Here is a 25,705-nt window from a genome sequence, read left to right as displayed (position 1 = left end):
CAGGTTTTATCAGGCATCTGACAAAATTTGTCCGTTTGCGTAGTGGGATCAAAGCGGCGGGGAATGGCTCTCTGGCATTCTGGCGTTTTAACGCAGGGGGAGAACAATGAACCGGTTTATTATGGCGGATGCGTCGGCGTGTATCGGGTGTCGTACCTGCGAGGTCGCCTGCGTGGTGTCGCACCAGGAACAGCAGAATAGCGCGGCGGTGACGACGGCGGACTTTGTGCCGCGTATCCGGGTGATAAAAGAGGATAGCTTCACCACGGCCACGGTCTGCCATCAGTGTGAGGACGCGCCGTGCGCGAATGTCTGCCCGGTACAGGCGATTCGCCGTGATCGGGGGCATATCTTCGTGACGTCATCGCGCTGCATTGGTTGTAAAAGCTGTATGCTGGCTTGCCCGTTTGGCGCGATGACTGTGGTGGCGTCCGCGTCAGGCGCGCAGGCGATTAAATGCGATCTTTGCTGGCATCGGGAAGCGGGGCCGGCGTGCGTGGAAGCCTGCCCGACCAGTGCGTTACAGTGCGTTGACGCAACAAATGTGCAGCGCCAGCGCCTCTATTCTCAACCTTTCTGAACGTCGTTCCGGCCTGCATGATGACCGGAATAACCGTCAGCCTTCACGCCAGGCGCGTTCAATCTCTTCTGCCAGAATTTTTACGCCCGCCTCGATTTTGTCCGGTTCAGGCACGTAGTTCATCCGCATACACTGGTGTGTGTGCGGCCAGGGTTTATCCAGTCCGGGAAAGAAATAGTGGCCTGGCACCATCAGCACGCCGCGCGCTTTCAAGCGTTGATAGAGTAGCTCGGTGGTAATCGGCAGATCTTTAAACCACAGCCACAAAAATATTGCGCCTTCCGGTTTATGAATCAGGCAGCGTTCTTCGGATAAATAGCGACGAATGATCGCGATCGTCTGTTGAACGCGCTGATAGTAGAAAGGTTTGATAACCGTTTCCGACAGCCGCAGCAGATCGTTACGCTTAATCATTTCGCACATCATCGCCGGGCCCATGCCCCCGGGCGCAAGGCTGATGATGCCGTTCATGTTGGCAATGGCGGTAATCGTCTTATCATTGGCGATGATAATCCCGCAGCGGGAACCGGGCAGCCCCAGCTTCGAGAGGCTCATGCATAGGATAATATTGGGGTTCCACAGCGGGCGCGCCTCGCTAAAGATAATGCCCGGAAACGGTACACCGTAAGCGTTATCAATCACCAGTGGGATGTTGTGCTGATTCGCCAGTCTGTCCAGCTTCATCAGCTCTTCGTCGGTGATAACGTTACCGGTTGGGTTGGTCGGGCGCGAGACGCAAATCATCCCCGTTTCTTCGCCGATGTGCAGATGCTCAAAATCGACGTGATACTTAAACTGGCCTTCCGGCAGCAGCTCAATATTCGGGCGCGCCGAAACGAAGAGGTCGTCTTCCAGACCGGAATCTGCATAGCCGATGTATTCCGGCGCAAGCGGGAATAGTACCTTTTTCGTACTGCCGTCGGCGCGACGTCCGGCGAAGAGATTAAATAAGTAGAAAAACGCGCTCTGACTGCCATTTGTCAGCGCAATATTCTGTGGTTCGATATCCCATCCCAGCGTTTCACGTAGCAGTACGGCCAGTGCATTCAGTAGCGCCGTTTTTCCCTGGGGACCGTCATAATTACAAAGCGCATCAGCGGCTTTGCCGCTTTCTACCATATCTGTCAGTAGCGTCTGGAAATAATCCTGCATTGCAGGGATGTGTGCCGGGTTACCGCCGCCAAGCATGATGGCGCCTGGCGTGCGTAAGCCGTCGTTGAGATCCTCCATCAGGCGGGTAATGCCTGAATGGCGGGTAAATTTATCGCCGAAAAGTGAAAATGTCATAACGGGTGATCTATCGAACTGTCTGTCAAAGTGGATAACCATAACGCTACAAATGGCGGGGCGCAAATGGGGGTCAGGCGGTAGTATTGATGTTTTATGCTACAAATTTTTATCAGGTTAGTTTTTTATTTTGAAGGGGCTACCGGTACGCGAGGAGACCGGTAGCGCCACGATTAGCGGCGGCCCGCCCAGACGACCATCACCGTATCGTCGCCGTACTGGCGTACAAAACCGTACCCGTGTTTTAGCGTCAGCGTGGTTTGTTGGCCTGCGCCGATGGCGGGATGTCTGGCGCGGAACTGGCTAATACGCTGCCAGTGCGCGACGGCTGCGGCTGACTTTCCGCTCACGTCCTGCCAGTTCATATCTGAACGGGTGCCTTGCAGCGGGTCGGAGCCGGTGGGGCCGAAGGGACGAGCGGATTCATCGCCGTAAAAGATCTGCACCGCGCCTGGCGAAAGCAGCAGCAGTTCCGCCGCCTTATCACCGCCCTCACGGAAAAGGCGCGTATCATGCGAGGAGAGGTAACTTAATACGTTGAAATCCTGCATTTTATCCGCCATCTGCTGCCAGACTGGCCCCATTTCCGCCAGGCAATCGACCGCTTTCGCCGCCTGCTCCTGATAATCAAAATTGATCATCGCGTCGAAACCATAGCGATAATAATCACTTTTCATGACGCCGTGGCCCCACGCTTCGCCAGTCATCCAGAACGGGCTATCATCCAGCGCTTTGTCCGGATTGGCCTGCTTCCATTCATGTAACGCCGCGCTGGCCTGGGTTTTTAGCTGTTGCCAGGCAGGAAGCTCAACGTTTTTGGCAGTATCGACCCGGAACCCGTCAATGCCGTAATCATGCACCCACTGGCTTAACCAGTGAGTCAGATAATCCCGTGGCGTATAGCCTTCAATGAACTTTGCTTTAGTATCGGGTTTGTTGGCATAGAACGCGGGTAGACCGGAAGGCGTGGTAGATTCCGTTTTTATATCCGGCAGGAAGGCCAGCGACAGGGTTAAATCGTCAAATCCCGGACTGTCGTAGTCGCCAATATCGGTACGAATCCACTTTTTCCCCCACCATTTTTCCCAGGCGGCGCTGTCGCTGAAGTTGATGTAGTCGTTAAAGCTGTGCCAGCTTTGTCCGGCGGCGGGTCGCCAGTTTGTCCAGCGATCGCCGAGAATTTTTTGCCGTTCCGCGCCGGATAAATAGAGCGCGCCAAACTGATACTCCTGCATATCCTCCAGCGTAGCGTAACCGGCATGATTCATTACTACGTCAAATAAAATACGGATGCCGCGCTGGTGCGCGCCGTCGACCAGCGCGCGGAGATCGGCTTCGTTGCCCATATTGGCATCCAGCGTCGTCCAGTCCTGAGTGTAATAGCCGTGATAGGCGTAATGAGGAAAATCGCCTTTTGCTCCGCCGCCGACCCAGCCGTGGATCTGTTCAAACGGCGAGCTTATCCACAAGGCGCTCACGCCTAATTGCTGTAGATAGTCCAGTTTACTCGTCAACCCACGCAAATCGCCGCCGTGGAAAGTGCCAATCTCTTGCATACCATCCTTATGGCGACCATAGCTGTGGTCATTGGTTGGATCGCCATTGCGAAAGCGATCCGTAAGCACAAAATAAACGGTGGCGTTGCGCCAGTTAAAAGGCGCTGACGCATGGGTTTCCGCGCGTTCCAGCAATAAAAGCCCGTGGCTGTCGGCAGGTTGCAGCGTGATTTGCCCGTTTTGGACGGTATCGGTTTGACCACTGTAATAATCGCGCACTACCGTCCCTTCCGGAAAGGTCTGGCGAACATCCAGCGTGAGCGGCGAACCATCCCAGACGGGACACTGGTAGGCGAGCTGCGCGGTGCGCTCAGGTTCAGTTTTTATCGATAACAACAGGGTCGGCGTACCGGAGCGGGTATCTACCGTTATCGTATAGTCGCCATCTTTAAACAAACGCCATTGCGGTGGCGCGCCTTCGCAGGGTTTTAACGACAACATTTGGTTGAGTTTTATGGCGCCGGAGGGCTGCCAGCACTGCTGGTCAATATGGAGCGTTAACGCGCGTGTACCTTTTGTTAATGCAGCATGGCTGGTAAAGCGCCCGGTTTCCTGCGTCGAGAACGTCGGAAAACCGGGTGAGGTCCATGATGAGGCGATCGCGATACCGGGTATCAGCGTCAGAGCGAAGGCGGCAAGTTTCATCACGCTATCCTTTGTGGGCAATATTCATCAGCTTGCCTGGTTTTTAGGCGAATGAACTCCTCCTCAGCAGAGAGTCGCGCAGGAGGAGGCGCGAGGGTGAGCGACGAGGCGCAAAAAAACGCCTCTATTTGCGATAAGCACCACATTTTATTGGCATTATTGCTGCCTGTTATCGTTAATAGTTGACATAGTTTCGGATTAAGACTATTCCCTGAGGTGCTTTTTAAGCCTATTTTTGCTAGAATTTGGGGTTCAAACCTCAACTTCGTGAAAAATAAAAGGTGTTGGAATGTATCAATCCGACCAGGAGACCTAATGATATTGACTCCCATGCGACGATATGGGGCAATGATTCTTATGTTACTCACCATCGCATTTTCGGGTGAGGTGCTGGCAAAGACGCACGCAACACAAACGAGTCAAAAGTCCCACATAACTGAGACAAGTTATAAACAGGTTAGCAGTAAACAAGAGTATTCTCGCAATAGTGCAAAGAGCAGTTCACTTCCTGATTTGCGAAAATACCCTTCCGGAACCCCCAGAAAAAAAGCGTTTCTCCGGACCGTTATGCCTTACATCACCAGCCAAAATGCCGCGATTACCGCGGACCGTAATTGGCTGATCTCAAAACAGTACCAGAACCGCTGGTCGCCGTCTGAACGCGCGCGTATGAAAGATATCGCGAAGCGCTATAAAGTGAGCTGGTCCGGCAACACGCGTCGTATTCCGTGGAATACGTTGCTGGAGCGCGTCGACATTATCCCAACCAGCATGGTGGCGACGATGGCGGCGGCGGAAAGCGGCTGGGGAACCTCTAAACTGGCGCGTAGCAACAATAACCTGTTCGGCATGAAGTGCACGAAAGGGCGTTGTACCAATACGCCGGGTAAGGTGAAAGGTTACTCGCAATTCGCGTCGGTTGAGGAGTCGGTGAGCGCGTATGTCGCTAACCTGAACACGCATCCGGCTTATTCCTCTTTCCGCAAGTCGCGCGCCCAACTGCGTAAGGCGGATCAGGAAGTCACCGCCACGGCGATGATTCATAAGCTGAAGGGTTACTCTACCCAGGGGTCGCGCTATAACAACTACTTGTTCGCGATGTACCAGGACAACCAGCGTCTGATCGCCGCGCATATGTAATTCTGTGTGCCGGATGGCGCTACGCTATCCGGCTTACAAGGCGTCTGTAGGCTGGATAAACTACAACAACGCTTCACTATGCTGGTCGCGATACTCCTTAGGCGTAGTGACGTACTCCTTTTTAAACACCGAATAGAAATATTGCAGTGACGGGTAGCCGCACATTTGCGAAATTTCGTTTATCGCCAACGTGGTGGAAATCAACAAACTACGCGCTTTTTCCAGCTTTTCGGCGTGGATCAGCGCATGTATCGTCTCGCCAACTTCTTCCTTAAAACGTTTTTCCAGGTTTGAACGTGAAATCCCAACCGCGTCCAGCACTTGCTCGACTTTAATGCCCTTACAGGCATGGTTACGAATAAAGTGCATCGCCTGGATAACCGCCGGATCGGTCAGGGAGCGATAGTCTGTCGAGCGGCGCGCAATGACGCGCACCGGCGGCACCAGAATGCGCTGTAACGGCATCTCTTCGCGCGCCAGCAAACGGTGCAGCAGCTTCGCCGCCTGATAGCCCATTTGCCGCGCCCCCTGCGCGACGGAGGAAAGCGCGACGCGCGACAGATAACGGGTTAACTCTTCGTTATCAATACCGATAACGCAAAGTTTTTCCGGCACCGGAATATGCAGGTGTTCACAGGCCTGCAATACGTGACGGGCGCGGGCATCCGTTACGGCAATGATGCCGGTTTGCGGCGGCAGCGTCTGAAGCCAGTCGGCGAGGCGATTTTGCGCGTGCTGCCAGTTTTCCGGCGCGGTTTCCAGCCCCTGATAGACTACGCCGCGGTATTTTTCCTCGGCGACCAGCTGGCGAAAGGCGTATTCCCGTTCCGCCGCCCAATGTTTGCGGCTGGAGTCGGGCAAACCGTAAAACGCGAAGCGGTTAACGCCTTTTTCTTTTAAATGCAGGAAAGCGCTTTCAACGAGCGCATGATTATCGGTGGCGATGTAATGAACGGCGGGATAATTTTCAGCAAGATGGTAAGAACCGCCGACCCCGACAATGGGTACGTCGACATCGGCCAATAATTGCGCGATATCGTCATCATCGTAATCGGCAATAACGCCGTCGCCTAACCACTCTTTAATGTTATCGATACGGGCACGGAAATCTTCCTCAATAAATATATCCCATTCGGATTGCGAGGCTTGTAAATATTCACCCACCCCCTCCACTACCTGACGGTCATAGGCTTTATTCGCGTTAAATAACAGAGTGATACGGTGACGTTTATCAAACATGAGGATATATCCTGCAAAAGTGAACCTGGACTCATGGATACTATCAAAACGGCTGACATAACGGTCTGGCGAATGATGACAAATTATTTTGCGCCTCAAACGTTATGCGAAATTCATCACAGCAAACGGCGGATGACAATTGTCATTTCTTATCTATATATTACGGTTTTTTGTTTATTTGCCAGGATTCGATCGCGATCGCTTTTTTCTTCTGTGGTTTTCAGCGTTTTTTTGAGAGCCAGAGCACATTTGGGGATTCTCTTAATAGCGGTGTGAAATAACGTAATTGAGCAATAAATCAGGAAATTCCAGTATGACGTTATGTCGTTTACTTGCCGTCTTATCTGATTATGGAGCTCACTATGCAGGCTTATTTTGACCAACTCGATCGTGTTCGCTATGAAGGCCCTCAATCGACTAACCCGCTGGCATTTCGTCATTACAATCCCGACGAGCTGGTTTTAGGTAAACGTATGGAAGATCACCTGCGTTTCGCGGCCTGTTACTGGCATACCTTCTGCTGGAACGGCGCGGATATGTTTGGTGTAGGCGCGTTTAATCGTCCGTGGCAGCAACCGGGCGAAGCGCTGGAGCTGGCGAAACGCAAAGCGGACGTGGCGTTTGAATTTTTCCACAAACTGAATGTGCCTTTTTATTGCTTCCATGACGTGGATGTGTCGCCGGAAGGCGCGTCGTTGAAAGAATATAAAAACAACTTCGCGCAGATGGTGGATGTGCTGGCGGCGAAACAGGAGCAGAGCGGCGTAAAACTGCTGTGGGGAACGGCGAACTGCTTTACCAACCCGCGCTATGGCGCAGGCGCCGCCACTAACCCGGACCCGGAAGTCTTTAGCTGGGCAGCGACGCAAGTGGTTACGGCAATGAACGCCACGCATAAACTGGGCGGCGAAAATTACGTCCTGTGGGGCGGGCGCGAAGGTTATGAAACGTTGCTGAATACCGATCTGCGCCAGGAACGCGAACAGATTGGCCGCTTTATGCAAATGGTGGTCGAGCACAAACATAAAATGGGCTTCCAGGGCACGCTGCTGATTGAACCGAAACCGCAGGAACCGACAAAACATCAGTATGATTATGACGTTGCAACGGTCTATGGCTTCCTCAAACAGTTCGGCCTGGAAAAAGAGATCAAAGTGAACATTGAGGCGAACCACGCGACGCTGGCGGGCCATTCGTTCCACCATGAAATCGCGACCGCTATCGCGCTGGGTATTTTTGGCTCCGTTGACGCCAACCGCGGCGATGCGCAACTGGGCTGGGATACCGATCAGTTCCCGATTAGCGTTGAAGAGAACGCGCTGGTGATGTACGAAATCCTGAAAGCGGGCGGATTCACGACGGGCGGTCTCAACTTCGACGCCAAAGTTCGTCGCCAGAGCACCGATAAATACGATCTGTTCTACGGTCATATCGGCGCGATGGATACGATGGCGTTGTCGCTGAAAATCGCCGCGCGTATGGTTGAAGACGGCGAGCTGGATAAACGCGTGGCGAAGCGCTATGCCGGCTGGAATAGCGAGCTGGGTCAGCAGATTCTGAAAGGACAACTCTCCTTAGGCGAACTGGCGCAGTATGCGGAGCAGCATAATCTGGCGCCAGTACATCAAAGCGGTCATCAGGAGCTGTTAGAAAATCTGGTTAACCGTTATCTGTTTGATAAATAACCCTATCTACCGGGCGACTCCGCGTTAGCCCGGCCTGTAGTCGTGATTAGCCCGGTAAGCGTAGCGCTGCCGGGCGCTTTCAGTAAAGGAACCCACAATATGTATATCGGGATCGATCTTGGTACATCGGGTGTAAAAGCTATCCTGTTGAATGAGCAGGGCGATGTGCTGGCTACGCATACTGAAAAACTGACCGTATCGCGTCCGCATCCCTTATGGTCGGAACAGGAACCAGAGCAGTGGTGGCAGGCGACGGATCGTGCGGTTAAAGGTTTAGGTCGGCAACAGTCGTTAAGTGGCGTTCGGGCGTTGGGCATCGCCGGACAAATGCATGGCGCGACATTGCTTGATAGCCGTCAGCAGGTTCTGCGACCAGCGATTTTATGGAATGACGGACGCTGTAGCGAAGAGTGCGCCTGGCTGGAAAAACAGGTGCCGCAGTCGCGTGCGATAACCGGTAATCTGATGATGCCCGGTTTTACCGCGCCCAAATTAGTCTGGGTGCAGCACCACGAACCGGATATTTTCTACCAGATAGACAAGGTTCTGCTGCCGAAAGATTTTCTGCGGCTGCGAATGACAGGCGTCTTTGCCAGCGATATGTCGGATGCGGCGGGAACGATGTGGCTGGACGTGAAAAAGCGCGACTGGAGCGACGTTATGCTCAACGCCTGTCATTTAACCCGACAGCAGATGCCAGCGTTATTTGAAGGTAGTGACATTACCGGAACGTTGCTGCCGGAGGTAGCCAGCGCATGGGGAATGCCAACAGTACCCGTGGTGGCGGGCGGCGGCGACAATGCGGCAGGCGCGGTCGGCGTAGGAATGATCGATGCCGGACAGGCGATGCTCTCGCTCGGAACATCGGGCGTCTATTTTGCCGTCAGCGACGGCTTTCTGAGTAAACCGGAGAGCGCAGTACACAGTTTTTGCCATGCGCTGCCGGAACGCTGGCATTTAATGTCTGTGATGTTGAGCGCCGCCTCTTGTCTGGACTGGGCGGCTAAACTCACCGGGCAGGAGAACGTCCCGGCGCTGATTGCCGCCGCACAGCAGGCGGATGAGCATGCCGATTCGATCTGGTTTTTGCCGTACCTGTCCGGCGAGCGCACGCCGCACAATAATCCGCAGGCAAAAGGCGTTTTCTTTGGTTTAACCCATCAGCATGGCCCGGCGGAACTGGCGCGGGCGGTACTGGAGGGCGTGGGATATGCTCTGGCGGACGGTATGGATGTGGTTCACGCCTGCGGCGTCAAACCCGCCAGCGTGACGCTTATCGGCGGCGGGGCGCGCAGCGAATACTGGCGTCAGATGCTATCTGATATTAGCGGGCTACAGCTTGATTATCGTACTGGCGGCGATGTAGGGCCAGCGCTGGGCGCGGCGCGTCTGGCGCAAATTGCGGTGAATAAACAGACTCCGCTCGCCGATGTATTGCCGCAGTTGCCGCTGGAGCAGGCGCATTATCCTGATGCGCAGCATCATGCGGTTTATCAACAACGTCGTGAAACCTTCCGTCGACTTTATCAGCAGCTGTTGCCGTTGATGTCATAAGTCAGAATGCCTTTCGGTTTTGGCCGAAAGGCATTTCCCGTAAATATTAATTCTATTGAATTATATCGAAGTAAGTATGTGTGTTTTCTGATTTTTATATTATTGCTGGGCAGGCGCCTTTTTCATCGCTATTTCTTCGCTTAATGTGTCTCACACAACCACAAGGAGAGTGAGATGGACGATCACGTTGCGCGCAGGAAACGGATATTCGGCCTGGGAATGTTAGTTGTCGGTGCAGTGGTATACCTGGTGGGACTGTGGCCAGGCTGTCATACATTAAGCGAAAAGGGATATTTTTTTGCGGCAATCGTCATGTGTGGTTTTCCAGTCTTAATTCGCCAGGAACACACGGGAAATGGCCGCTTGCTTTCTCGTTGCAAATCTTTGCTGTTGCTTGGCATCGGCATGGTCGCGGTCGGCGTATTTAACCTGGCGCTGGCGGGCGCGCTGAAAATACTGTGTCTGGTGGCGCTGGGGGTCAGTATATATGGAACCGATCTTTACGCTTCCTACAGTGATGATGAATGATGGCCGGAGCCATCATTGTCGTTTAGCTAACCCATTTCCGTTTATCAATACGCTGTAACAGCATGGAAAGTAGCAGGCTTCCTGTCACCGTCGCGGCAAAAACCCACACGATGTCTAACGGCGGCCAACGTTTTAACTCCAGACCATTAGTACGTAGCGCATGGATAATCAGTGCGTGGAAACCATAAATGCCCAACGAGTGGCGGGAGATAAGCCCTAGTCCAGGTAACGTCCGCGCATTCAGCTTATTTTTAACTACCGTGAACAGTGAGACGGCGCAAATAAACACCATGGGACCGCAATACAGATACCAGGTATCGGCAAAATTTCCGCGCCAGCGTAATTCATGCAATGTGCCGCGAGAAATAACAAATACCGCGATGATGAACAGGGCAGCGCAGATAAGCGTCAGCGATGGCTTTTGCGTCTCCATCATGCCAATGGCGCGGCCCAGGATACCGTAGAGAATGTAGTAGAACGTGTCGCCGCTGATATACAGATTGATGGGCAACCATTCAACGCCGCCGATTTTTTGCGGCACAGTATTTGGGTTAGCAATAATACCAATGATCACCATCAGCATCAGGAGCATTTTGCCGCTCACGTTTTTTACCTGGATTAATGGCGATACCAGGTAGATCACCGCAATCGCAAAGAAAAACCACAGGTGGTAAAACACGGGTTTTTGCAGCACATTTTTTAGCGAAAGCTCGACGTTGATCGAAGTAAAAAGTGAAATGTAAGCCAGGGCGACAACGCTGTAAAAGATAAGGCACAGGGCGATACGTAAAAAATGCCGCGGTTGCGCGCAGCGCTCGCCAAAAAAAAGATAGCCTGAAATCATAAAAAACAGGGGAACGCTAACGCGCGAAGCCGAATTCAGGACATTCGCAATATCCCAGTTTAGCGGGCTGACGCTGTGGGCGTTGGTGATGTACCACGTTGTAGTATGGATCATCACTACCATTAAACAGGCGATCCCTCGCAGGTTATCAATCCAGTTAATTTTAGGCTGCATCAGTTCCTCAGCTTCCGTTTGAATAGAGTTCCAGCGCGGTGGCTCACTGGAAAAATCCGACTTTCTACGCTACATCTTGTGATGGCGTAAGGAGATTCGCACAATGTTTCTGTTACCCACAAACCTTAATAATAAGACTGACCAGCAAACCAGACGGTAATAAAAATGATAATGAAGTATTTCTGTACTGTGATGATAGCCATCGCTCTGGTGGGATGCACTGCGACACCGCCACCGACGCAAAAAGCCCAGCAGAGTAAAGTGAGCCCAACACGCACGCTGGATATGGAAGCATTGTGTAAAGCTCAGGCGGCGCAGCGTTACAATACTGGCGCACAGAAAATTGCTGTTACCGGTTTCGAACAGTTTCAGGGGAGCTATGAGATGCGGGGTAATACCTTCCGTAAAGAGAGTTTTGTCTGCTCTTTTGATGCAGATGGGCAGTTTTTACATCTTTCTATGCGGTAAAAGCCGCGCCTGGTGAGGTGTGATGCCGCGAAATCCGGCAATTTTCGCTAAACAAACCGGTTTCATACTGTATATCTCGCATCCAGCGGGTATACTGGCTCCTTCCTTTAAATCCACACGTATCCAGCACGAAATAATATGCAAAAGTTTGATACCAGGACCTTCCAGGGCTTGATCCTGACCTTACAGGATTACTGGGCTCGCCAGGGCTGCACCATTGTTCAACCATTGGACATGGAAGTCGGCGCGGGAACTTCTCATCCAATGACCTGCCTGCGCGCGCTGGGGCCAGAGCCGATGGCGACTGCCTATGTGCAGCCTTCTCGTCGTCCGACCGATGGCCGCTACGGCGAAAACCCGAACCGCTTACAGCACTACTATCAGTTCCAGGTAGTGATTAAGCCGTCTCCGGACAACATTCAGGAGCTGTACCTCGGTTCTCTGAAAGAGCTGGGTATGGACCCGACCATTCACGACATCCGTTTCGTGGAAGATAACTGGGAAAACCCGACGCTGGGCGCCTGGGGACTCGGCTGGGAAGTGTGGCTGAATGGCATGGAAGTGACGCAGTTCACCTACTTCCAGCAGGTCGGCGGCCTGGAGTGCAAGCCGGTGACCGGTGAAATCACCTACGGTCTGGAACGTCTGGCGATGTATATCCAGGGCGTGGACAGCGTTTACGACCTGGTCTGGAGCGATGGCCCGCTGGGTAAAACCACCTACGGCGACGTGTTCCATCAAAACGAAGTGGAGCAATCCACCTATAACTTTGAATACGCCGATGTGGATTTCTTATTCACCTGCTTCGAGCAGTATGAAAAAGAAGCCCAGCAGCTGCTGGCGCTGGAAAACCCGCTGCCGCTGCCGGCCTACGAGCGTATTCTGAAAGCCGCCCATAGCTTCAACCTGCTGGATGCGCGTAAAGCTATCTCCGTCACCGAACGTCAGCGCTACATTTTGCGTATTCGCACCCTGACCAAAGCAGTGGCAGAGGCTTATTATGCTTCCCGTGAAGCCCTCGGCTTCCCGATGTGCAACAAAGACAAGTAAGAGGCGGCCATGTCTGAGAAAACTTTTCTGGTGGAAATCGGCACTGAAGAGCTGCCACCAAAAGCACTGCGCAGTTTGGCTGAGTCCTTTGCTGCGAACTTCACTGCGGAGCTGGATAACGCCGGCCTCGCGCACGGTAACGTTGAATGGTTTGCCGCCCCGCGCCGTCTGGCGCTGAAAGTGGCGAATCTTGCTGAATCTCAGCCCGATCGCGAAGTCGAAAAACGTGGTCCGGCGATTGCTCAGGCGTTTGACGCCGAAGGCAAACCGAGCAAAGCGGCAGAAGGCTGGGCGCGCGGCTGCGGGATCACCGTTGATCAGGCCGAGCGTCTGAAGACCGACAAAGGCGAATGGCTGCTGTATCGTGCCCACGTGAAGGGCGAAAGTACCGAAGCGCTGGTGCCGAACATGGTAGCCACCTCGCTGGCGAAACTACCGATCCCGAAACTGATGCGCTGGGGCGCGTCTGACGTACACTTCGTGCGTCCGGTGCACACCGTGACCCTGCTGTTGGGCGATAAGGTCATTCCGGCGACTATTCTGGGTATTCAGTCTGACCGCGTCATTCGCGGCCACCGCTTTATGGGTGAGCCGGAGTTCACTATCGACAATGCTGACCAGTACCCGCAAATTCTGCTGGAGCGCGGTAAAGTCATTGCCGACTACGAAGCGCGTAAAGCCAAAATCAAAGCGGACGCTGAAGAAGCAGCACGTAAGATTGGCGGTAATGCCGACCTGAGCGAAAGCCTGCTGGAAGAAGTAGCTTCGCTGGTGGAATGGCCGGTGGTATTGACGGCGAAATTCGAAGAGAAATTCCTCTCCGTGCCTGCCGAAGCGCTGGTGTACACCATGAAGGGCGACCAGAAGTATTTCCCGGTTTATGACAACGCGGGCAAGCTGCTGCCGAACTTTATCTTCGTCGCCAACATCGAGTCGAAAGATCCGACCCAGATTATCTCCGGTAACGAGAAAGTGGTGCGTCCGCGTCTGGCAGATGCTGAATTCTTCTTCAATACCGACCGTAAAAAACGTCTGGAAGACCATCTGCCGCGTCTACAAACCGTGCTGTTCCAGCAACAGCTGGGCACGCTGCGCGACAAGACCGACCGTATTCAGGCGCTGGCGGGCTGGATTGCCGGTCAGATTGGCGCTGACGTCAACCACGCCACTCGTGCGGGCCTGCTCTCCAAGTGCGACCTGATGACCAACATGGTCTTCGAGTTCACCGACACCCAGGGCGTGATGGGGATGCACTACGCGCGCCATGATGGTGAAGCGGAAGATGTGGCCGTGGCGCTGAACGAACAGTATCAGCCACGCTTTGCCGGTGATGACCTGCCGTCTAACCCGGTGGCCTGCGCGCTGGCGATCGCCGATAAGATGGATACTCTGGCGGGTATCTTCGGTATTGGTCAGCATCCGAAAGGCGACAAAGACCCGTTTGCGCTGCGTCGTGCCGCGCTGGGCGTGCTGCGCATCATCGTTGAGAAGAACCTCGCTCTTGATCTGCAAACGCTGACCGAAGAAGCGGTGCGTCTGTATGGCGACAAGCTGACCAATGCCAACGTAGTCGATGATGTGATCGATTTTATGCTGGGTCGCTTCCGCGCCTGGTATCAGGATGAAGGTTACACCGTCGACACTATCCAGGCGGTACTGGCGCGTCGTCCGACCCGTCCGGCAGATTTTGATGCCCGCATGAAGGCGGTGTCTCATTTCCGCACCCTGGAAGAAGCCTCTGCGCTGGCGGCGGCGAACAAGCGCGTCTCCAACATCCTGGCGAAAGCCACTGAGCCGCTGAACGATATCGTCCACGCCTCCGTACTGAAAGAAGCGGCGGAAATTGAGTTGGCCAGACATCTGGTTGTGCTGCGTGATAAGCTTCAGCCGTACTTTGCCGATGGTCGTTATCAGGAAGCGTTGATTGAGCTGGCTGCTCTGCGCGCTCCGGTGGATGAATTCTTCGAAAATGTCATGGTTAACGCGGAAGAGAAAGATATCCGTATCAACCGCCTGACGCTGTTGTCGAAACTACGCGAACTGTTCCTGCAGGTTGCGGATATTTCGTTACTGCAATAAGCGTTCAGTTAAATAAACAAAAACCTGCTCTCGGGCAGGTTTTTTTATAACATAAATAGTATTAGTTGATTCGCTAATAATTCTGTAACTCATAGACGCGGTTATCTCTATTGATTGGCAAGAATTATTTCAGGAATACATTAACGCTGGCGGTACGGATATTGGCGTTAGAATAGCTGCGGGTGCTTGAGACTGTTTGTCTCAGGTATTCACCAAAAGGCAGACAGAGAAAATCCCCACCTGACTATACCCAAAATAATTCGAGTTGCTTAAAGGCGGCAAGGGAGTGAGTCCCCAGGAGCATAGATAACTATGTGACTGGGGTGAGCGAGCGTAGCCAACACATAAGCAACTTGAAGTATGAAGGGTATATAAATCAAAAGTGCACTGCGCCCATTATTGATCTCTTCAATAACGAAGCGATCTCCTGCAGTATTTCAGAACGTCCAACTATGCCGATGATCGATGACATGCTCATGAAGGCATTTGCCAGACTTGATGCGGGTACCAATCCGGTTCTTCATTCAGATCAGGGCTGGCAATACCGTCATTGATGGTACCAGTATCAGTTACGAGAGTTTGGCATCATCCAAAGTATGTCCCGCAAAGGCAACTGCCTTGATAATGCCTGTGCAGAATGTTTTTTCGGGACTTTAAAATCAGAAAGTTTTTACACCAGTAAATTTAAGGATATTGATGAACTTAAGATAGCTATTGAGGATTACATACGATACTACAATACCTGACGAATTAGCCTTAAATTTAACGGACTCAGCCCGGTTGAATAGCGCCTAAAGAGCTATCCAGGCAGAAATTAACAAGGTCTGTACAGGGATGCTATCAGGAAACCTGAACGTTGGTGGATACGGTCACGCAAATGTCTGCTATGAGCGAGGAACGGACGCCCTATTTCACAAAAATTAGTATTGTTCTACAAGTAACTCTCACAATGAGGTTTTATGAAAATCAGAAGGTTCAGTAATGGGGATGAAATATCGTTATTCAGAGTTTTTTTCTCATCTGTACATACGATCGCATCACACTACTACACACGTGAACAAATTGATGCCTGGGCCCCAGCAGATATCGACCTGGAGCGATGGGCCAATCACATTAAGGAATTACAACCTTTTGTTGTAGAGCTGGATGGTGAAATAGCTGGATATGCAGATGTTCAACCAAATGGATACATTGATCATTTCTTTGTATCAGGAACCTATTCAAGACAGGGGGTAGGGACACTACTGATGAATTGCATTCATGAGGAAGCCAGACAGCGTGGAATTAGTGAACTTACTTCAAATGTAAGTAAGGCTGCGGAAGTGTTCTTTCTACGACACGGCTTTCATATAGTGGAGCGAGGCTTTCCTATTTGCCGTGGAGTGACATTACAAAATGCTCTGATGAGGAAATGTTTGGCGAAATAATAGTCAGCCTGCAGAAAGGCAGCATTGTTCTTTTGCCTTGTTGAACTCAGTAAACCGCTACAATGAGCAATTTCCGCTTCTGGCACAAAGCGAACATCAGTATTCAAAAAATGAAAAACGACGACTTGATGTATACCGTTTGCTATACATGGTGGTTGTGCTATTCTTGTAAAGCAAATGCTATACAAGGGGTGTCTCATGAAATCAGATGTTCAACTTAACCTTAGAGCTAAGGAATCGCAGCGGGCGCTCATTGATGCAGCTGCGGAAATCCTTCACAAGTCACGTACAGATTTCATTCTGGAAACGGCCTGCCAGGCTGCCGAGAAAGTGATCCTTGACCGCCGTGTATTTAACTTTAACGATGAGCAATATGAGGAGTTCATCAATCTGCTTGATGCACCAGTCGCAGATGATCCCGTTATCGAAAAACTGCTGGCAAGGAAACCTCAGTGGGACGTGTAACAGCACCAGAACCTTTGTCCGCTTTTCATCAGGTAGCTGAGTTCGTCAGCGGTGAAGCTGTGCTCGATGACTGGTTGAAGCAAAAGGGCCTCAAAAACCAGGCTCTCGGAGCGGCCAGAACATTTGTGGTGTGCAAGAAAGACACGAAGCAAGTAGCCGGTTTTTACTCTCTGGCCACCGGTAGCGTCAACCATACAGAAGCGACAGGCAACCTTCGGCGTAACATGCCAGATCCCATCCCTGTCATTATACTTGCCCGTCTTGCTGTCGATCTCTCATTCCATGGAAAAGGGCTTGGTGCTGATTTACTTCATGATGCAGTGCTTCGTTGCTATCGGGTTGCCGAGAATATTGGTGTACGTGCAATCATGGTTCATGCACTTACCGAAGAAGCCAAAAATTTCTACATTCACCATGGTTTCAAATCATCACAAACTCAGCAGCGAACATTGTTCCTTAGGCTCCCTCAATAGAATGCAAAGACTGTTATGTTCAAATCGCTATAAGCGATAATTTGATAGAACGTCTAAGGTTAAATTCAGGAAGAATACGACGAACAAAATATTGATGAGACAGGAATCCGCGTGATGCAAGAAAGCAACGGAATGGATAATTCGATTGCGGACAATGTTATTTAGTTATAGCCAGAAACAAAAAAGAGCCCATGTATTAAATGGACTCTTTCGCTGATGCCTCGGTTAATCTGTCCAGGTTTTTGGGGTCAGTACAAAGTGAGCCCACCTCCGCCATTCTTGTGGCGTTATGCATTCTCAAGGCACTCTGTTAATTTTATCTTGTTGGCGTTTTATAGGCCCGATAACCCATTATGTTATCGGGCATTTTTTAACGTAATGGTAATTCCGTCAGACAGGTCTGGCTGTCATCTTTGGTGGCAATGGCATGTGACGCCGTTTTACCGTTGTAGCTTACTTCCAGCGTCCCTTCCATATTGCGCGGTAGCCAAACACCGATAAATCCGTTTCGATAGCTTTGCATCTCTTTTTGTACGATGACAGCGCCTTTACTGTCTGTCACTTTTACAGTGAACGGTTTATTCGGCATTTCTCCCTGACAGCCGGAAAGGCTGTGGTTAAAACAGGGGTGTGTCCGCCATTCATAGGGCGCAAAAGAGAGATAGAATTTGTCGCCTAACGGCAGCGTATAAATCTGCTCTCCGTCAGATAATTTGAGCTCGGTACTGGTAATCGACGCGGAGTAAGGCAAAGGACGGCTCTGCGGCGTCTGATCAATCGTATCCACGATCTGCTCAACCGTTTTTCCCGCCAGCCCATGTTGCGCCAGAAAAGCGGATTCTGAGGATGCCGCAAGCGCGGAGCCGCTGGCGCATAAACCCAAAAGTAATAACCATGATGATTTCGACATAACTTCAATTCCTTGTGAACAATCTCCTTGCCTACTATAGGGGTTCCCCTAAGGGAAAGGTCAAAGGGACGCAGGGTAAAGTAATGCAAAGTTATGCTGGGGGAGAGGGGGGAATTGGAATAAAAAAAATCCCCGCCATCAGGCAGGGATTCAAAATTCTGAGCTTTTTAAGCTTACAGGCTGGTTACGTTGCCAGCTGCCGGGCCTTTAGCGCCGCTTTCGATGGTGAAGGAAACTTTCTGACCTTCGTCCAGAGATTTGTAACCATCGTTCTGAATAGCGGAGAAGTGTACGAACACGTCTTTAGAACCGTCATCAGGAGTAATAAAGCCGAAGCCTTTATCAGCGTTGAACCATTTTACGATACCAGTCATTTTACCGGACATAGTGTATTACCTTTTAAAAAATAAGTGTGCCTTTCGGCGTTATGGCGTGCTTTACAGATTTTTTAAGCGTTAAGGAAATGCGCACTACGAGGGGTATCTAATGGATAACTCTTGAAGGGACTTGCCTTACTAAACTGCTTTAATGGTCTGTACGTCAAACCGTTGAGCACATTAACTCATGTAATGCCGGGCGATGCAACTTTTATTTTACTTTATTTCTCCAGGCCAGTAATCGGGCGGGGAAAACGGTCCTTGCGCAGGACCGTTAAAACAGAAAGGGGTAAAAATTACTCCATCAATTGCTTACTTAAGCGTGGGTTCGCCTGTATCAGGCGCATCAATTTAAGCTCTGCTGGCGTGGGTTTTTCGCGTTTCGATTCCCATTCCTGAACCATGGCAACCGTTACGCCCAGCGCTCTGGCGAATTCATCTGTTTTTAGTCCCGTTCCTCTCCGTAACTGTTCAAATTCGGTAAAAGGATTGGGTTTTTGCGTCAGGGTGATCTTTCGCGTTTCATCTTTAAAAACAATTTGTTCCAGGCTGCTCAGCAGCTCAAACATCGGATCTTTATATTCCATTGAGAACTCCTGTAAATCACACAGCGGGATCGTGAAATGCATCGAAGCCTCTTAAGAATAGTCGGGAAACTTGCGGGTGGGGGGCGACGCGCCGCCAGGAAGCGCTATCGATTCGTTTCGATGCCTTACGCTACGCGACTTTTAGGACGCTAACAATTTGATCCAGGAAGGTATATCCGTCTTTCAGAAAATAATTGTAAAGATTAAAAAAATATTACATCCCCCGCTGGAAAGCTTTCTTGCCGCGTTTTTTATCGCAGTGTCAGGTCAAAAATTAACAATAAAATAACAAATTAAGCATTGATGCAGATAAACATAATTTTCCGCTACAAGATCGCGTGGAAAGGGTATCCTGCAAGCCTGACCTGGACTATCCTTGTAAGCCGTCAGGCACGCAGGTGTCGTTGTGCGCATTTTTGGGTGAAAGGAGTATTAACAATGGCGACAGGTAAGTCCTGCTCTCGCTGGTTTGCGCCTGTTGTGGCGTTATTAATGGTGTTTAGCCTGAGCGGGTGTTTTGATAAAGAAGGCGATCAGCGCAAAGCGTTTGTCGATTTCCTGCAGAATACAGCAATGCGTAGCGGAGAGCGTTTACCAACGCTGACGGCCGATCAGAAAAAACAGTTTGGTCCGTTCGTGTCTGATTACGCGATACTGTATGGCTACTCGCAGCAGGTAAACCAGGCGATGGATTCCGGTCTGCGCCCGGTGGTCGATAGCGTTAACGCCATCCGCGTTCCGCAGGATTATATGACGCAACGCGAGCCGCTGCGGCAGGCAAATGGTTCGTTAGGCGTGCTGGCGCAACAGTTGCAGAATGCAAAACTGCAGGCTGATGCCGCGCATGGCGCGTTAAAGCAGGCCGATGACCTGAAACCTGTGTTTGATCAGGTCTACAAAAAAGTAGTCACCGTGCCGGCAGATGCTTTGCAGCCGCTGATCCCGGCGGCGCAGATCTTTACGCAGCAGTTGGTACAAGTGGGCGATTATATTGCGCAACAGGGCGAGCAGGTGAGCTTCGTCGCGAACGGCATTCAGTTCCCGACCTCACAGCAGGCCAGCCAATATAATGCGCTGATTGGGCCGTTGGCCTCGCAGCATCAGGCGTTTAATCAGGCCTGGACGGCGGCGGTAAACGCAACCCAGTAATGACAGTCTGCCCGATAAGCGCAAACCAGCGCTTATCGGGCCTGTAGCGCTATCCCGCCGCCTGCGGGTTGACGCAGTTCTTCTCTATTTTTCCCTGCAGCGCATCAATCAAATTATCCACCGCACAGGCCATCATGTTGTAGCGCGTCTCATGCGTTGCCGAGCCAATATGCGGCACCGCGACGACATTAGACATGTTCAGCAGGGGCGAATCCACAGATAGCGGTTCCTGTTCAAAGACATCCAGACCTGCCGCATATATTTCACCGTTTTGCAGCGCGGCAATCAGCGCGTTTTCATCGACCACCGGGCCGCGTCCGGCATTAATAAAAATGGCGGACGATTTCATTCTGGCAAACTGTGTTGCGCCAAACAGATGTCGCGTTTCTGCCGTTAGCGGCAGGATCACGCAGACAAAATCAGCCTCCTGCAACAACGTATCCAGATCGCAGTAGCGGGCGTTAAACCGGTCCTCCGCCTCCTGATGCCGCCGACGGGCGTGATAGAGAACCGGCATGGTAAACCCAAAGTGCGCTCGCTGCGCCAGCGCCATCCCGATACGCCCCATCCCAACGATACCGAGTGTTTTGTGATGCACATCGACGCCAAACCATGCCGGGCCAATGCTTTCTGTCCATTCACCCGCCTTAACCCGTTCTGCGACGTCCATCACGCGGCGGGCAGTGGCCAGCATCAATGCCATCACCGTATCGGCAACGGTTTCCGTCAAAACGGCAGGCGTGTGCATCAGGACTATTTTGCGGGCAGTAAGGGCGTCCGTCCACCTCGACATTATCGTATCCCACCGAGATGGTTGACGCCGCGCGTAGCGCCGGCATTTTTTCCAGCAGCGCGCGGTTAACGGTTTCGCTGGCGCCCAGAAGGCCTTGCGCGCTGGCAAATGCCTGCGCGTGTCGCGCTACCGTTTCCGGATGCAGGTTCGGTACCTGGGTGACGGTAAAATGCGCCTCCAGGCGATGCAGCAAATCATCAGGCAGGGTTTTGTAGAGAATGATGGACGGCTTCATGCGACTCTCCGTAAATCAAAAGGTAAGCGCGGCATGCGCCAACCGGAACAGGCTTATTATTAACCCGCTTAGCAATAATCGACCAGCCGATTTTCCCGTTGTCGGCAGCCGTATCGTGGTAAATGGTGAATGAATACCGAATAATGCGAGGTGTATCCGGTCTGGCGAGGGAATAATGCAGGCCGGGTAAAGCATGCCGCCTTACCCGGTACGGTAGTTTACTGCAATGGACTCAAGGTAATTTCGACGCGGCGGTTTTGCGCTTTACCTTCTGCCGTACTGTTGCTGGCGATCGGGTTCGCCGGACCCATTCCGCTGGTACGGATACGGCTGGCGTCAACGCCCTGGGTGATCAGCGAACTGGCGACGGAGTCAGCACGCTGCTGCGACAGACGCATATTCAGATCGTGGCTACCGGTACTGTCGGTGTAGCCCACCACATTGACGGCGGTCTTGGGATACTCTTTCAGCACCATCGCCACGCCGGTCAGCGTGTTAGCGCCTGCCGGTTTCAGCGTCGCGCTGCTGCTGTCGAAGGTGACATTATTCGGCATATTCAGAATGATATTATCGCCGCTTCGCGTCACGCTAACGCCTGTGCCCCGCATTTTGTCACGCAGTTTCGCTTCCTGTACGTCCATGTAGTAACCCACGCCGCCGCCCAGCGCCGCGCCAGCCGCCGCGCCAATCAGCGCGCCTTTACCGCGATCTTTTTTGGAGGAGGAGAGCGCGCCGATGCCTGCGCCGACCAGCGATCCAATACCCGCGCCAATGCCGGATTTACCTGCTTCGCGTTCGCCGGTGTAAGGGTTTGTTGTGCAGCCAGATACTGCCAGGGCGCCGCTCACGATGGCAGCAATCACAAATACACGTTTTTTCATCTTAAATCCTTATCACTTTTTTATTTTTACCACAGCGACCGTGGCGGTTGATTATGACGTCTGCACATGAAGAAAATTCCAGGGAAAACTCTGAAATTTGTAAGTAACATTGATCGGCAAAATAAATAATCCCAATAATTCAGGAGCGAACCTTGACCCACGCACCATCGCGTCATTCGGTATTGACCGCCGCACACTGGGGGCCAGTCCGCGTTGAAACCGACGGAGAACGCATTTTTGCCTCGTATGGCGAACTCCCGACGGCACACCAGAACTCCCTGCAAACCGTTGTGCATGACCAGGTGCACAGTAAAACGCGGGTTCGCTTCCCGATGGTGCGTAAAGGGTTCCTGGCTTCTCCCGATAAGCCGCAAGGCATACGCGGGCAGGATGAGTTTGTTCGCGTAAGTTGGGATGACGCGCTGGACCTGATCCACGCTCAGCACAAACGTATTCGCGAAAGTTATGGGCCATCGTCCATCTTCGCCGGCTCCTACGGTTGGCGTTCGAACGGCGTATTGCATAAAGCGGCTACACTATTGCAGCGTTACATGGCGCTGGCGGGAGGGTATACCGGCCATCTTGGCGATTATTCCACCGGCGCGGCGCAGGCTATCATGCCTTATGTGGTGGGTGGCAACGAGGTTTACCAGCAGCAGACTAGCTGGCCGGTGGTGCTGGAACACAGCGAGGTGGTGGTGCTCTGGAGCGCGAACCCGCTGAATACTCTGAAAATTGCCTGGAATGCCTCGGATGAACAGGGGCTCGACTATTTTGCGGCGTTGCGACAAAGCGGCAAGCGCCTGATCTGCATCGATCCGATGCGATCGGAAAGCGTCGACTTTTTTGGCGATAAGATGGAGTGGATCGCCCCGCATATGGGCACCGATGTGGCGTTAATGTTGGGGATCGCCCATACGCTGGTGGAAAACGGTTGGCAGGATGAAGCGTTCCTTGCCCGCTGCACAACGGGTTATGACCGCTTCGCCGACTATCTTTTGGGCACGACCGACGGTACGGCCAAAACAGCGGAATGGGCGGCGGAAATTTGCGGCGTTTCTGCGGTGAAAATCCGCGAACTGGCGGAAATATTTCATCATAACACCACCATGTTGATGGCCGGTTGGGGAATGCAGCGTCAGCAGTTCGGCGAGCAAAAGCACTGGATGATCGTTACGCTGGCCGCAATGCTGGGGCAGATTGGTACGCCTGGCGGCGGGTTTGGTTTTTCTTATCATTTTGCTAACGGCGGAAACCCGACGCGCCGCGCCGCCGTGTTAGCCTCGATGCAGGGAAGCATCCCTGGCGGGGTCGATGCGGTAGATAAAATACCGGTGGCGCGTATTGTCGAGGCGCTGGAAAACCCCGGTGGGTTTTACCAACACAATGGGATGGATCGCCGCTTCCCGGATATTCGTTTTATCTGGTGGGCGGGCGGCGCGAACTTTACCCATCATCAGGATACCAACCGTCTGATTCGCGCGTGGCAAAAACCGGAACTGGTCGTTATCTCGGAATGTTTCTGGACGGCCGCCGCGAAACACGCGGATATTGTTCTGCCTGCGACCACCAGCTATGAGCGTAACGATTTAACCATGACCGGCGACTATAGCAATCAGCATTTGGCGCCGATGAAGCAGGTCGTGTCGCCCCGGTGGGAGGCGCGGAATGATTTTGACGTTTTTGCTGAACTGAGCGAACGGTGGGAAGCCGGCGGTTACGCTCGGTTCACCGAAGGAAAAAGCGAGCTGGCGTGGCTGGAGACTTTCTACAATATTGCCGCCCAGCGTGGCGCCAGCCAGGGGGTGACGCTGCCGCCGTTTGCCGCATTCTGGCAGGCTAACCGTTTACTGGAGATGCCGGAAAATCCCGCCAACGCGCAGTTTGTGCGCTTCGCGGATTTTCGCCGCGATCCTGATAACCATCCGCTAAAAACGGCCAGCGGCAAAATCGAAATCTATTCTGCGCGCATTGCCAGCTATGGTTATGCGGATTGTCCCGGTCATCCGATGTGGCTGGCGCCGGATGAGTGGCACGGGAACGCCGATGCGGGGCAGGTTCAGCTACTTTCCGCGCATCCGGCGCACCGTCTGCATAGCCGGCTTAACTACAGTTCGTTACGGGAGCGGTATGCGGTGGCCGGACGCGAACCGGTGACGATTCATCCGCAGGATGCGACAACGCGCGGAATCGTCGATGGCGATACGGTACGCGTCTGGAATCATCGCGGGCAGGTTCTGGCGGGCGCGGTCGTTACCGACGGAATTCGGCCTGGCGTTATCTGTATTCACGAAGGCGCATGGCCGGACCCTGAACCTACCGCAGGCGGCATATGCAAAAACGGCGCGGTAAACGTCCTGACAAAAGATCTTCCCAGTTCCCGGCTGGGGAACGGTTGTGCGGGCAACACCGCGCTGGTCTGGTTTGAGAAATATACCGGCCCGGCGCTACCGCTTACGGCGTTTGATCCGCCTGCCAACTCATAATCCAGGTGGGGTGGGCGGTATCCTCCTGCCAGGCGCTATCTTCAATACGAAAACCAAGCGCATGGTAGAAGTTTACGGCGGATTGATTTTTCTGGTAAACCTCAAGGCTCAGCAGAGGAAAACGTTGCTGGACATATTCCAGAAGCGCTTTGCCAATGCCGTGTCTTAACGCGTCGGGGGCGACAAACAGCGCCCCGACAAAACGGGCTTCCAGTACGCTGACGAAGCCTTTCAGTTGTCCATTTTCCTCCCATACCCAGGTTTGTGCGGCGGGTAAATAGACGTCGCGTACAATTGCTTCGCTCTCGTGCCAGTAACGTTCTTCGATAAAGGGATGGGCATAAATGGTACTTTTCATCCACAGCGCCAGAATAGACGCCATGTCTTCACTCTGGGATTTGCGAATCATGTTTTTCTCCCGGATGGCAAAAACAGCCGGTAATATGGTCGTTGACCAGTCCGCACGCCTGCATAAAGGAGTAACAGATAGTCGTACCGACAAACTTGAAACCGCGTTTTTTCAATGCCTTAGCAAGCGCATCGGACGCAGGTGTTGAGGTGGGGATCTTATCCAGGCTGGCCGCCTGGGTGATCTGCGGCTGGCCATCAACGAATGACCAGACAAAATCGGCGAAAGACTCGCCGTTTTGCTCCATCGCAAGCCAGGCGCGGGCGTTACTGATAATGGCCTGAATTTTACCGCGATGTCGTATGATGCCCGTGTTCTGCAGCAGGCGTTCAACATCCTCCTCCTGCATAGCTGCGATGCGTACCGGGTCAAACTGATGAAAACAGGCGCGATAGTTCTCTCTCTTTTTAAGCACGGTGATCCAGGATAAACCGGCCTGTTGACCTTCAAGACAGATCATTTCAAACAGCTTTCTGCTGTCAGTTTCCGGTACGCCCCACTCGTTATCATGATAGGCAATATAAAGGGGGTCCTGGCTGACCCAGTCGCAACGCTGCATAGACTTCCTCGTTATTGTGGTTACCGCGAAAATTTCCTTCAACCCGCCTTGACGGGCCCGCTAAAAGGACAATAGTTAATACAGGGCTGATGCCCGACATCCTTCATTCAATGACAATAATATCG

General features: G+C 52.4%; 23 protein-coding genes and 2 pseudogenes. 14 read left to right on the top strand and 11 right to left on the bottom strand.

Annotated elements, in window-relative coordinates; translation table 11 throughout:
- The first annotated feature begins 106 nt into the window (after positions 1-106).
- Positions 107-580, top strand: a complete 474-nt coding sequence (locus N7E69_RS07425) for a 4Fe-4S dicluster domain-containing protein (RefSeq protein WP_001078822.1) — start codon at positions 107-109, stop codon at positions 578-580.
- Positions 581-616: 36 nt separating this feature from the next.
- On the opposite strand, the gene avtA is transcribed toward N7E69_RS07425, so the two are convergent.
- Together avtA and N7E69_RS07415 are read right to left on the bottom strand one after the other, a co-directional pair.
- Positions 617-1,867, bottom strand: a complete 1,251-nt coding sequence (gene avtA / locus N7E69_RS07420; protein WP_000144381.1) for a valine--pyruvate transaminase — start codon at positions 1,865-1,867, stop codon at positions 617-619.
- A gap of 173 nt (positions 1,868-2,040) precedes the next feature.
- A complete protein-coding gene (locus N7E69_RS07415) occupies positions 2,041-4,068 on the bottom strand; it encodes an alpha-amylase (RefSeq protein ID WP_000761308.1) in 2,028 nt (675 codons plus the stop codon).
- A gap of 315 nt (positions 4,069-4,383) precedes the next feature.
- Here N7E69_RS07415 and N7E69_RS07410 point away from each other — a divergent pair, with 315 nt between their 5' ends.
- Positions 4,384-5,208 carry a protein bax gene (locus N7E69_RS07410; protein ID WP_001575119.1) on the top strand — a complete coding sequence of 275 codons (825 nt, stop codon included), beginning with the start codon at positions 4,384-4,386 and terminating at the stop codon, positions 5,206-5,208.
- Between the two features lie 60 nt (positions 5,209-5,268).
- On the opposite strand, the gene xylR is transcribed toward N7E69_RS07410, so the two are convergent.
- Positions 5,269-6,447, bottom strand: a complete 1,179-nt coding sequence (xylR, locus tag N7E69_RS07405) for a D-xylose utilization transcriptional activator XylR (protein ID WP_000459824.1) — start codon at positions 6,445-6,447, stop codon at positions 5,269-5,271.
- A gap of 362 nt (positions 6,448-6,809) precedes the next feature.
- Here xylR and xylA point away from each other — a divergent pair, with 362 nt between their 5' ends.
- From xylA to N7E69_RS07390, 3 genes are all read left to right on the top strand, one after another.
- Positions 6,810-8,132, top strand: coding sequence for a xylose isomerase (xylA, locus tag N7E69_RS07400; protein WP_001149563.1), 1,323 nt, complete (start codon positions 6,810-6,812; stop codon positions 8,130-8,132).
- Between the two features lie 99 nt (positions 8,133-8,231).
- Positions 8,232-9,686, top strand: a complete 1,455-nt coding sequence (xylB, locus tag N7E69_RS07395; RefSeq protein ID WP_000275315.1) for a xylulokinase — start codon at positions 8,232-8,234, stop codon at positions 9,684-9,686.
- 174 nt (positions 9,687-9,860) lie between these two features.
- Positions 9,861-10,214, top strand: a complete 354-nt coding sequence (locus N7E69_RS07390; RefSeq protein WP_000340935.1) for a YiaA/YiaB family protein — start codon at positions 9,861-9,863, stop codon at positions 10,212-10,214.
- A gap of 22 nt (positions 10,215-10,236) precedes the next feature.
- Here the strand turns inward: N7E69_RS07390 and N7E69_RS07385 are convergent, their stop codons facing one another.
- Positions 10,237-11,232, bottom strand: a complete 996-nt coding sequence (locus tag N7E69_RS07385; protein ID WP_001182581.1) for an acyltransferase — start codon at positions 11,230-11,232, stop codon at positions 10,237-10,239.
- A 165-nt stretch (positions 11,233-11,397) separates the two neighbouring features.
- Between N7E69_RS07385 and N7E69_RS07380 the strand changes: the two genes are divergently transcribed.
- From N7E69_RS07380 to N7E69_RS07350, 7 genes and pseudogenes are all read left to right on the top strand, one after another.
- Entirely contained in the window at positions 11,398-11,700 is a 303-nt protein-coding gene (locus N7E69_RS07380) for a YsaB family lipoprotein (protein WP_000605592.1), read from the top strand.
- 138 nt (positions 11,701-11,838) lie between these two features.
- Positions 11,839-12,750: a glycine--tRNA ligase subunit alpha gene (gene glyQ / locus N7E69_RS07375; protein ID WP_001168551.1), complete on the top strand. Its 912-nt coding sequence runs from the start codon at positions 11,839-11,841 to the stop codon at positions 12,748-12,750.
- Positions 12,751-12,759: 9 nt separating this feature from the next.
- A complete protein-coding gene (gene glyS, locus N7E69_RS07370) occupies positions 12,760-14,829 on the top strand; it encodes a glycine--tRNA ligase subunit beta (RefSeq protein ID WP_001291741.1) in 2,070 nt (689 codons plus the stop codon).
- Between the two features lie 389 nt (positions 14,830-15,218).
- A pseudogene (locus N7E69_RS07365) lies at positions 15,219-15,572 on the top strand (transposase); the annotation flags it as partial.
- Positions 15,573-15,788: 216 nt separating this feature from the next.
- Entirely contained in the window at positions 15,789-16,256 is a 468-nt protein-coding gene (locus N7E69_RS07360; RefSeq protein WP_000702452.1) for a GNAT family N-acetyltransferase, read from the top strand.
- 177 nt (positions 16,257-16,433) lie between these two features.
- On the top strand, positions 16,434-16,721 hold the full coding sequence (locus N7E69_RS07355) for a DUF1778 domain-containing protein (RefSeq protein WP_000965886.1): 288 nt from the start codon (positions 16,434-16,436) through the stop codon (positions 16,719-16,721).
- The gene (locus N7E69_RS07350; protein WP_000533909.1) at positions 16,709-17,194 is read left to right on the top strand and encodes a GNAT family N-acetyltransferase; all 486 of its coding nucleotides are present in this window, start codon (positions 16,709-16,711) and stop codon (positions 17,192-17,194) included. Before N7E69_RS07355 ends, N7E69_RS07350 begins: the two co-directional genes overlap by 13 nt.
- A 370-nt stretch (positions 17,195-17,564) precedes the next feature.
- On the opposite strand, the gene cueP is transcribed toward N7E69_RS07350, so the two are convergent.
- From cueP to N7E69_RS07335, 3 genes are all read right to left on the bottom strand, one after another.
- Positions 17,565-18,104 (bottom strand): copper-binding periplasmic metallochaperone CueP, encoded by a 540-nt coding sequence (gene cueP / locus N7E69_RS07345; protein ID WP_000047147.1) that lies wholly within the window; start codon positions 18,102-18,104, stop codon positions 17,565-17,567.
- A gap of 173 nt (positions 18,105-18,277) precedes the next feature.
- Positions 18,278-18,490: an RNA chaperone/antiterminator CspA gene (gene cspA / locus N7E69_RS07340; RefSeq protein WP_000014594.1), complete on the bottom strand. Its 213-nt coding sequence runs from the start codon at positions 18,488-18,490 to the stop codon at positions 18,278-18,280.
- Positions 18,491-18,777: 287 nt separating this feature from the next.
- Positions 18,778-19,068, bottom strand: coding sequence for an HTH-type transcriptional regulator (locus tag N7E69_RS07335; protein ID WP_000455790.1), 291 nt, complete (start codon positions 19,066-19,068; stop codon positions 18,778-18,780).
- Between the two features lie 438 nt (positions 19,069-19,506).
- Between N7E69_RS07335 and N7E69_RS07330 the strand changes: the two genes are divergently transcribed.
- On the top strand, positions 19,507-20,217 hold the full coding sequence (locus tag N7E69_RS07330) for a DUF3053 domain-containing protein (protein WP_000190524.1): 711 nt from the start codon (positions 19,507-19,509) through the stop codon (positions 20,215-20,217).
- A gap of 49 nt (positions 20,218-20,266) precedes the next feature.
- Here N7E69_RS07330 and ghrB read toward each other — a convergent pair.
- Positions 20,267-21,245, bottom strand: a pseudogene (gene ghrB, locus N7E69_RS07325) (glyoxylate/hydroxypyruvate reductase GhrB).
- A gap of 218 nt (positions 21,246-21,463) precedes the next feature.
- Positions 21,464-22,126: an OmpA family lipoprotein gene (locus N7E69_RS07320; protein ID WP_000747548.1), complete on the bottom strand. Its 663-nt coding sequence runs from the start codon at positions 22,124-22,126 to the stop codon at positions 21,464-21,466.
- A 152-nt stretch (positions 22,127-22,278) separates the two neighbouring features.
- On the opposite strand from N7E69_RS07320, the gene N7E69_RS07315 reads away from it, so the two are divergent.
- Positions 22,279-24,612 carry a molybdopterin guanine dinucleotide-containing S/N-oxide reductase gene (locus N7E69_RS07315; protein ID WP_000148454.1) on the top strand — a complete coding sequence of 778 codons (2,334 nt, stop codon included), beginning with the start codon at positions 22,279-22,281 and terminating at the stop codon, positions 24,610-24,612.
- On the opposite strand, the gene N7E69_RS07310 is transcribed toward N7E69_RS07315, so the two are convergent.
- Positions 24,581-25,021: an N-acetyltransferase gene (locus N7E69_RS07310; RefSeq protein ID WP_000619902.1), complete on the bottom strand. Its 441-nt coding sequence runs from the start codon at positions 25,019-25,021 to the stop codon at positions 24,581-24,583. The two genes, N7E69_RS07315 and N7E69_RS07310, sit on opposite strands and share 32 nt — an antisense overlap.
- A complete protein-coding gene (gene tag / locus N7E69_RS07305; protein WP_001188418.1) occupies positions 24,999-25,580 on the bottom strand; it encodes a DNA-3-methyladenine glycosylase I in 582 nt (193 codons plus the stop codon). The genes N7E69_RS07310 and tag overlap by 23 nt, the downstream gene beginning before the upstream one ends.
- Positions 25,581-25,705: the final 125 nt, after the last annotated feature.

The organism is Salmonella sp. 3C (genome assembly GCF_025426275.1).
GTDB lineage: Bacteria > Pseudomonadota > Gammaproteobacteria > Enterobacterales > Enterobacteriaceae > Salmonella > Salmonella enterica.
Note: the sequence above shows the minus strand (reverse complement) of the source record. Positions and strands in the feature narration are given on the sequence as shown.

Bases quoted from the DNA above. Each gene is read 5' to 3' on its own strand.
- N7E69_RS07425 (WP_001078822.1), top strand. From the start codon at position 107: ATGAACCGGTTTATTATGGCGGATGCGTCGGCGTGTATCGGGTGTCGT.
- avtA (WP_000144381.1), bottom strand. From the start codon at position 1,867: ATGACATTTTCACTTTTCGGCGATAAATTTACCCGCCATTCAGGCATT.
- N7E69_RS07415 (WP_000761308.1), bottom strand. From the start codon at position 4,068: ATGAAACTTGCCGCCTTCGCTCTGACGCTGATACCCGGTATCGCGATC.
- N7E69_RS07410 (WP_001575119.1), top strand. From the start codon at position 4,384: ATGATATTGACTCCCATGCGACGATATGGGGCAATGATTCTTATGTTA.
- xylR (WP_000459824.1), bottom strand. From the start codon at position 6,447: ATGTTTGATAAACGTCACCGTATCACTCTGTTATTTAACGCGAATAAA.
- xylA (WP_001149563.1), top strand. From the start codon at position 6,810: ATGCAGGCTTATTTTGACCAACTCGATCGTGTTCGCTATGAAGGCCCT.
- xylB (WP_000275315.1), top strand. From the start codon at position 8,232: ATGTATATCGGGATCGATCTTGGTACATCGGGTGTAAAAGCTATCCTG.
- N7E69_RS07390 (WP_000340935.1), top strand. From the start codon at position 9,861: ATGGACGATCACGTTGCGCGCAGGAAACGGATATTCGGCCTGGGAATG.
- N7E69_RS07385 (WP_001182581.1), bottom strand. From the start codon at position 11,232: ATGCAGCCTAAAATTAACTGGATTGATAACCTGCGAGGGATCGCCTGT.
- N7E69_RS07380 (WP_000605592.1), top strand. From the start codon at position 11,398: ATGATAATGAAGTATTTCTGTACTGTGATGATAGCCATCGCTCTGGTG.
- glyQ (WP_001168551.1), top strand. From the start codon at position 11,839: ATGCAAAAGTTTGATACCAGGACCTTCCAGGGCTTGATCCTGACCTTA.
- glyS (WP_001291741.1), top strand. From the start codon at position 12,760: ATGTCTGAGAAAACTTTTCTGGTGGAAATCGGCACTGAAGAGCTGCCA.
- N7E69_RS07360 (WP_000702452.1), top strand. From the start codon at position 15,789: ATGAAAATCAGAAGGTTCAGTAATGGGGATGAAATATCGTTATTCAGA.
- N7E69_RS07355 (WP_000965886.1), top strand. From the start codon at position 16,434: ATGCTATACAAGGGGTGTCTCATGAAATCAGATGTTCAACTTAACCTT.
- cueP (WP_000047147.1), bottom strand. From the start codon at position 18,104: ATGTCGAAATCATCATGGTTATTACTTTTGGGTTTATGCGCCAGCGGC.
- cspA (WP_000014594.1), bottom strand. From the start codon at position 18,490: ATGTCCGGTAAAATGACTGGTATCGTAAAATGGTTCAACGCTGATAAA.
- N7E69_RS07335 (WP_000455790.1), bottom strand. From the start codon at position 19,068: ATGGAATATAAAGATCCGATGTTTGAGCTGCTGAGCAGCCTGGAACAA.
- N7E69_RS07330 (WP_000190524.1), top strand. From the start codon at position 19,507: ATGGCGACAGGTAAGTCCTGCTCTCGCTGGTTTGCGCCTGTTGTGGCG.
- N7E69_RS07320 (WP_000747548.1), bottom strand. From the start codon at position 22,126: ATGAAAAAACGTGTATTTGTGATTGCTGCCATCGTGAGCGGCGCCCTG.
- N7E69_RS07310 (WP_000619902.1), bottom strand. From the start codon at position 25,021: ATGATTCGCAAATCCCAGAGTGAAGACATGGCGTCTATTCTGGCGCTG.
- tag (WP_001188418.1), bottom strand. From the start codon at position 25,580: ATGCAGCGTTGCGACTGGGTCAGCCAGGACCCCCTTTATATTGCCTAT.